Below are 7,103 nucleotides of genomic sequence, written 5' to 3'. Positions count from 1 at the left end.
AATAAGATGAGACTTCTATTGCAGAATGTTTTACTCTGCAATGGTTAGTCGAATCAATCGGGTGATTACAGTCAGTTTATCCGATAGGATATTACTGACTGTTAAAACGCGAGAAAGTTGATTAGCTCATTTTGTTACGTTGGCTTATCTTCATTTAAGAAGATAATATTTTTTGTTTGTTGACGTTTTTGTTTGTTTAGTTTTCAAAGAACAATGCCTCAGTCACTCAAAAGCGACTTAATTATCATATCAAGTTATCAACTGAAAGTCAATAACTTTTTTATTAGCTGTTCGCCGTCTCAGTGACGACTTTTCATATATTACAGCATGAATACAAAACCGTCAATAGTTTTTTTAAAATAGTTTTTTAATACTTGTTTTAATGCTCATTGATGAAATCAATAGCCAAAAATAATAGCGATATAAATACAGAAAGCACAGGATCTGTTTCTCCTGGCTTCCCGCACTATCTATATGGATATAATTAATTGTTTCTGTTTACCAAACAAATAACCCAACGATCATTGCACTTAATAATGATACAGATATGCCACTCACCAATAGCTTCCAAACATTTTTTCCAATGATGTTTGACTTTTCTTCACTTAGGATTGAGCTGAATGTCCCATAAACCATTCCAACCGTACTAAAATTGGCGAATGACGTTAAAAACGTTACAGCCACCGCTACCGTATGGGGTGCAAGCTCATGAATTCTATCTTTTAGGTCTAGCATGGCGACAAATTCATTGGTTGCCAACTTAATCCCCATCAATTGTGCTACATACATAGCATCCGCACCAGTCAAACCAAGTAAGACCGCAAATGGACTAAAAATGATCGAGAAAATTTTCTGGATTGTTAAACCATCGAAAACAAAGCCTAATATGCCATTTACCCCTGCGGTTAATGCAACATAACCAATTACCATCGCCATGATTACAATAACCATTTTAACACCAACCAGCATACTATTAGAGATGGTTGAAAAGAAGTCTTTCCGCTCGCTCTTGGCAGGCACATAGACAATATCCTCTTGTTTACTCACCTCGATAGGGTTTAGCATATTCGCGATCAGCAATGCATTCATGCAATTCAATGGGATGGCAACAAATACATAGGTCGCAGGTACAAGTGTTAAGTAAGCACCAATAATCGAGCCACTGATACTGCTCATACTCATAATCCCAAATGTTAGCAAGCGATTCTCTTTAAGAACAGATAGTTGCTGGCGGATAACAGCCAACGCTTCCGTATTTCCAAGAAACATCATTTGAATAGAGAAAAAGCTTTCGAGCTTGGGTAGACCTGATATTTTAGAAATAAGCCAGCCTACCTTATCAATGATCCATGTTAAGATGCCAAAATACGATAGAATATCAAAGAACGTAATAATAAAGATAATTGGCATTAACGCACTGAAAAAGAAATCCACTTGCTCATTTGCCATTACCGAAGGAAAAACAAATGATATACCTTCGTTCGCACAGGCAATCAGCCAGGTGAAAAAAGAAGCAATTTGATTAATGACCCATGATCCGATTTTCGTCGAAAGCATGAACCAGGTAATCAAAAATTCAAATACTAATAATGTTAAAACAGACTTCCACTTTACATTTCGTTTATTTGGAGAGCATAGGTAAACGAGAACAATCACAACCAATACCCCTAGTGCATTAAGCAAAAAATACACGTGATCAACTCCTTTGATTTATCATTTCCTCGACTATTTGTTTCTATAAAAAAATCCTTACTCTTTCACACGACCAGCCCGGAAGCAGGAAGTATGAAAAAATAAGGACTTCATTTATATCAAAGCAATGTAAAATAATCCATGTCATTCGGCTACATCTATCAAAAGAAGATATCGGGGAGATCATTGGGAAATTACACTTGATGTCATCACTATTTTTCACACTTCCTTGTAGTCCGGCACTTTAAGCGGCTGCCAGGTAGATACTATCAGACCATTTCCACTGATATTATACAAGGAATTCTATATAACAAATTTTTAGGAATAGAGTATCACTCTATAGTAGTTTGACGAGAACATCAATAGCTTTTACCAATGTCCTAATTATTATATTTATATAAATGTTACGACTAATTATTCCTCGGCCTCGTCGACTTTTAAATTCTTCCATTCAATCCGATATAAATCCCGACGTCGGTCCTGCAATTGGCGAACCGAGCCCGTTTTTTGTGACCGCCTTAATTTTTCAAGGTCAATATCACCGACGACAACGGTATCAATATTGGCATCACACTCGCCAACAATTCCATCCCTGGCAAATTCAAAATCGGATGGGCTGAAAATTCCCGATTGCGCATATTGAATATCCATATTCTTCACATGCGTCAGATTACCGACCGTTCCCGCGATACATGTATAGACTTGATTTTCAATGGCACGGGCCTGGGCACAATAACGAACTCGCAAATACCCTTGCCGATCATCCGTACAAAACGGAACAAAAATGATATTGGCTCCATTATCAACCGCAATCCTCGCTAACTCTGGAAACTCAATGTCATAACAAATAAGGATGGCAATTTTTCCACAATCAGTATCAAATACATTAAATTCGTTCCCCTCCGAAATCCCCCACCATTTCCGCTCATTTGGAGTAATATGGAGCTTGGATTGCTTTTCAATCGTCCCATCGCGCCGGAATAGGTAGGCAACATTATAAATATCACCATTTTCTTCTTCAAAATGAGAACCGCCGACAATATTAATGTTATAGCGGACAGCAAGTTCAGTAAAATGTTCAATATATTGATTGGTATAGGTGGCAAGTAAGCGCACAGCCTGGTCAGGTCTTTTTTCATCCAAAAATGACATCAACTGAGTCGTAAACAATTCCGGAAAGACCGCAAAGTCAGAACCGAAGTCCGCTGCGACATTCACATAATATTCCACCTGCCGAGTAAACTCGGAAAAATCATCTATTTTCTTCATCATATATTGAATAGCACAGAGTCGAACAGGAGTTGAGGCACGATAGACACGCCGTGACTTTGGAAGATAATCGATGTTAAACCATTCCATTAGCGTAGCGAAAGCACCTGAGGCTTTATCATCGGGAAGATATCGTGAATTGATCCGCTTAATCGTAAAGCCTTGGAGTAGCTGGAAGGACAATACCGGGTCATAGATATTGTGCTTTTCTACTTCTCCCACGTACTCACGGGCTGTCATTTCATCCGTATAGAGATGATAATTGGGTATGCGTCCACCAATAATAATACTTTGCAAATTCAATTGTCGGGCTAGTTCCTTCCTTGCCTCATAAAGACGGTGCCCCAACTTCATACGCCGGTATTCAGGATGAACCATTACCTCAATCCCATATAAGTTAAACCCATCTGGATCATGATTGGTAATAAATCCGTTGTCTGTGATCGTTTTCCAAGTGTGTTGATCTTTGTATTCATCAAAATTTACAATCAAGCTCGAACAGGAGCCGACAATTCTATCCTCATACTCCACACAGAACTGCCCCTCCGGAAATATGCGGATATGACTAACTAATTGCTCACGCTTCCATGGCTCCATGTTTGGGAAGCACAGTTTCCCCAATGCAATAATATCATCAATGTCAGTTACGCGGATGTTACGAATGATAATTTTCTTTTCATAGTTTGACATATCTGTTTCTGTCAAGGTTCCCACCCCTGTAGTCAATATCATGCCTTTTTCCATCACCAAGGCACTCAACTGGTTAGTATTGTTTCTATATATTTCCCCCTGAATGATATAATTAACATACTACTCCTAACATTTAGAGAATATTCTCCTTGTCTTCATTTCCGTAGCAGCCTCAATCGGAAGAAGAATAGATGGTTTGCGTCTTTGTAGAGTATTTAATGAATGAAAGGAGTCGTCATTTTAAGCATGAATAGGAGTTGTCGGATGGATAGAAATAGATTTTCAGCAATCGCTCATCGTAATCACGCCTTTAGTAATCCAATCAGCGAGGAAAAACTGATGAAGATGATTGGAATGATGGAACCAAAGCCAAATGACCGGGTGATTGATATCGGTTCAGGAAAATGTGAATTGTTAATTCGCTTGGTCGAAAAATTTCATGTGACCGCTACGGCGATCGAATTATATGAGGGAGCCATTGCGGAAGCGAAACAGCAGGCAAACAAGAGAATCCCAGCAGATAGCATTGAGTTTATCGTTGATGATGCAAAAGCTGCAATTGAAGGGTGTGAACAAGCTGGATATGATATTGGCATTTGCCTTGGTTCAACACACGCCTTAGGCGGGCTAGAAAACACCCTTCAAGCACTTCGTGGTCTCGTCAAAAAAAATGGCTATATCCTAGTAGGTGAAGGCTATTGGAAGCAGACGCCAAGCCCTAAGTATTTAGAGGCACTTGGTGGGGCAGAAGAGTCTGACCTAAAAAACCATGCCGATACGGTGAAAGTCGGCGAGGATTTGGGCTTGATTCCCCTGTGGTCTTATGTAGCAAATGATGATAACTGGGACGATTACGAATGGCTGTATTCCCAATCGATTGAAAATTACTGTTTGGAAAATCCAAATGATCCCGATTGTGACGCCATGTTAGAGCGAATCCGCACTTGGAGACATACCTATTTAACATGGGGCCGCGATACATTGGGATTCGGGCTGTATTTGTATCGGACAGTCTAACCAAACCACAATGTGTGTATTGGGATATTCACAGTAAGAAAAAGGCCAACAGGACTCTGCTGTTCGCCTTTTTCTTTTTTCTACCAAATACACTGACACTAAATTATCGGGTAATACTGCTTGAGCTTGCCCCAACCTATATTTATCTTGCCTCGGATGACTCCTGATTCGTAACCGGACAAACACTTCATGTTAACGGCGGTCAGGTCACATCATCCTAACAGCCAGAAATATTAAACATATTCAGGTGAAGCGAGCCGTATACCTACCACTCACTTCACCTATTCACCTCTATCCGGAAGGCTCAACTAAATATTTGTTATAATATTTATTCGTCGAATTACACTAAGTAGACGATGTAGAAATATAAAGGACAAATATGAGGAGATCTGCCATGGAATTTTTTTTAGTTATTCTATTACTACTAGCGATCATCGGATTAGCTAGTTTTATTAATCATTTGTTGCCATACATACCTGTACCGCTTATCCAAATAGCCCTAGGGGTTTTGTTAGCGGCTCTTCCGTTAGGAATTCATATCTCGATGGAGCCAGAATTATTTTTCGTTCTGTTTATCGCCCCGCTTCTATTTCATGATGGGAAAAATGTTTCGAGACAAGCCTTATGGAAATTACGAAAACCGATTTTATTATTGGCACTCGGTCTTGTCTTTGTGACGGTCTTTGCAGTCGGCTATTTAATTCATTGGCTGATTCCGTCCATCCCATTACCAGCCGCGTTTGCTTTAGCCGCGATACTGTCGCCAACTGATATCGTGGCCGTTGGAGCCATCTCTAGTCGGGTAAAGATTCCGAAAACGATTATGCATGTTCTTGAGGGTGAAGGACTAATGAATGATGCCTCTGGATTAGTGGCATTTAAATTTGCTGTTGCCGCCACCGTGACAGGTACCTTTTCATTAGCTGAAGCAAGCTGGAGTTTTGTCGTGATTGCCATTGGCGGGCTTCTCGGCGGTGCAATCCTTGCCTCTCTGATCATTCGCCTTAAGGTATTCATTAGACGAATGGGGATGGAGGATGTGACGATCCATATGCTGATCCAACTCCTCACCCCTTTCATCATCTTTTTTATCGTTGAACATGTTCATTTATCAGGAATTTTATCTGTCGTTGCTGCTGGCATAGTTCATACGATCTACCGCGATCACGACCGATCTCCTGCTATGCAGCTACAGGTCGTGTCTCAAAGTACATGGACAGTCCTCATCTATATATTAAATGGCTTGGTCTTTGTCTTGTTAGGGTTACAAATTCCAAATGTAACAAGTGAAATTTTTGAAGACCCGCTCTTTAATAATTGGCAGGTTAGTAAATACATTGTCACCATTACAGCTGCTTTACTTTTGCTTCGTTTCGTATGGATTTCCATTACCTGGAGGTGGGGTTGGCTCCAAAAAAATCAGCCGCAAAAGCTTTCACTCAAAGCGATTAGTATTATTACTATTTCTGGAGTCAGAGGCGCTGTCACCTTAGCCGGTGCGTTCACTATTCCCTATGTATTAGCAGACGGCAGTCCTTTTCCAGAACGTTCGTTAATTATTTTTACAGCCGCTGGTGTTATTCTCGTCACACTGTTACTTGCAAGCATCTTCTTACCTATTTTGGCACGATCAGAGAAAGACCATGCCGAACTGGCACGTAAGGATATGGAACAGTTCGCGACGATTCGGACCATTGATGCCGCCATTCAATCGATTCGCTCCCTCATGGATGACAGTAATCGTGAAGTGGCCGTGTCAGTGATTTCTTCCTACAACCAAATTCGCAATCGCCTTCTGAGTGGAAGTAACGAAAATTTGGCGCGCTTAAAGGAGGCAGAAACGGAAATTCGCTTAATGGCTCTAGACGCCGAGGCGGAGTATATCGAAAGGTTGAAAAAGGAAGGGAGGATTGACCGTGAAACGATTTATCTAACAGAGGAACATATCCAACGGATGAGACTAGCCGTCACGAACCGGATGCACTTTCGAAGATTATTTCTATGGACCTTCCTAAATAAAACCCTGTACCAGCTGTTACGGCTGTTGTTACCTAAAAATCAGGAGCGGATTCGGAAACGGAAAGAAAAAGCGAAACAAATTATTAAATTGAAAGGCCATATGGCTCAAGCCGCACTCCACTTTTTAAAGGAACATATGACCATTGAAAACGAATCCGTCTATTTGAGCATTATCGGAGAGTATAATGAGATCTTTATGAAATTTAAGGTGGCCAAAAAAAGCGAGGATTCCCTTCACTACAATCGAATACAACGTGAATTGCGTGAAAAGGCTTTCCAAGCAGAGCGCGATGAGGTACAGGACATGTACGAAGAAGGCGATATCACCATTGATGTCATTCGAAAAATCCGCAAACAAATCAATATCAGGGAAGCCTATTGGATGGAAGAAACAAGCATTAGCGCTCATTAAGGAA

The 7,103-nt window shown here is 40.5% G+C and carries 4 protein-coding genes, 1 pseudogene and 1 riboswitch; of the genes and pseudogenes, 3 read left to right on the top strand and 2 right to left on the bottom strand.

Features of this window, described 5'->3' with window-relative positions; genetic code table 11:
- Positions 1-498 precede the first annotated feature (498 nt).
- Both TY15_RS18415 and TY15_RS18410 read right to left on the bottom strand, forming a co-directional pair.
- Entirely contained in the window at positions 499-1,692 is a 1,194-nt protein-coding gene (locus tag TY15_RS18415; RefSeq protein ID WP_040205805.1) for a nucleoside transporter C-terminal domain-containing protein, read from the bottom strand.
- A gap of 212 nt (positions 1,693-1,904) precedes the next feature.
- A riboswitch (purine riboswitch) is annotated at positions 1,905-2,009 on the bottom strand.
- Positions 2,010-2,106: 97 nt separating this feature from the next.
- On the bottom strand, positions 2,107-3,666 hold the full coding sequence (locus TY15_RS18410) for a bifunctional GNAT family N-acetyltransferase/carbon-nitrogen hydrolase family protein (RefSeq protein WP_074432839.1): 1,560 nt from the start codon (positions 3,664-3,666) through the stop codon (positions 2,107-2,109).
- A 249-nt stretch (positions 3,667-3,915) separates the two neighbouring features.
- Here TY15_RS18410 and TY15_RS18405 point away from each other — a divergent pair, with 249 nt between their 5' ends.
- From TY15_RS18405 to TY15_RS18400, 3 genes and pseudogenes are all read left to right on the top strand, one after another.
- The gene (locus TY15_RS18405) at positions 3,916-4,668 is read left to right on the top strand and encodes an SAM-dependent methyltransferase (RefSeq protein WP_040205803.1); all 753 of its coding nucleotides are present in this window, start codon (positions 3,916-3,918) and stop codon (positions 4,666-4,668) included.
- 122 nt (positions 4,669-4,790) lie between these two features.
- Positions 4,791-4,889: pseudogene (locus tag TY15_RS25270) on the top strand (SDR family oxidoreductase); the annotation flags it as partial.
- Positions 4,890-5,062: 173 nt separating this feature from the next.
- Entirely contained in the window at positions 5,063-7,099 is a 2,037-nt protein-coding gene (locus tag TY15_RS18400) for a Na+/H+ antiporter (protein WP_040205802.1), read from the top strand.
- The last annotated feature ends 4 nt before the right edge of the window (positions 7,100-7,103 follow it).

The sequence above is a fragment of the Neobacillus jeddahensis genome (assembly GCF_000612625.1).
Classification (GTDB): domain Bacteria; phylum Bacillota; class Bacilli; order Bacillales; family Cytobacillaceae; genus Neobacillus; species Neobacillus jeddahensis.
The sequence above is the reverse complement of the archived record's forward strand: the minus strand, read 5'-3'. Positions and strand labels throughout refer to the sequence as shown.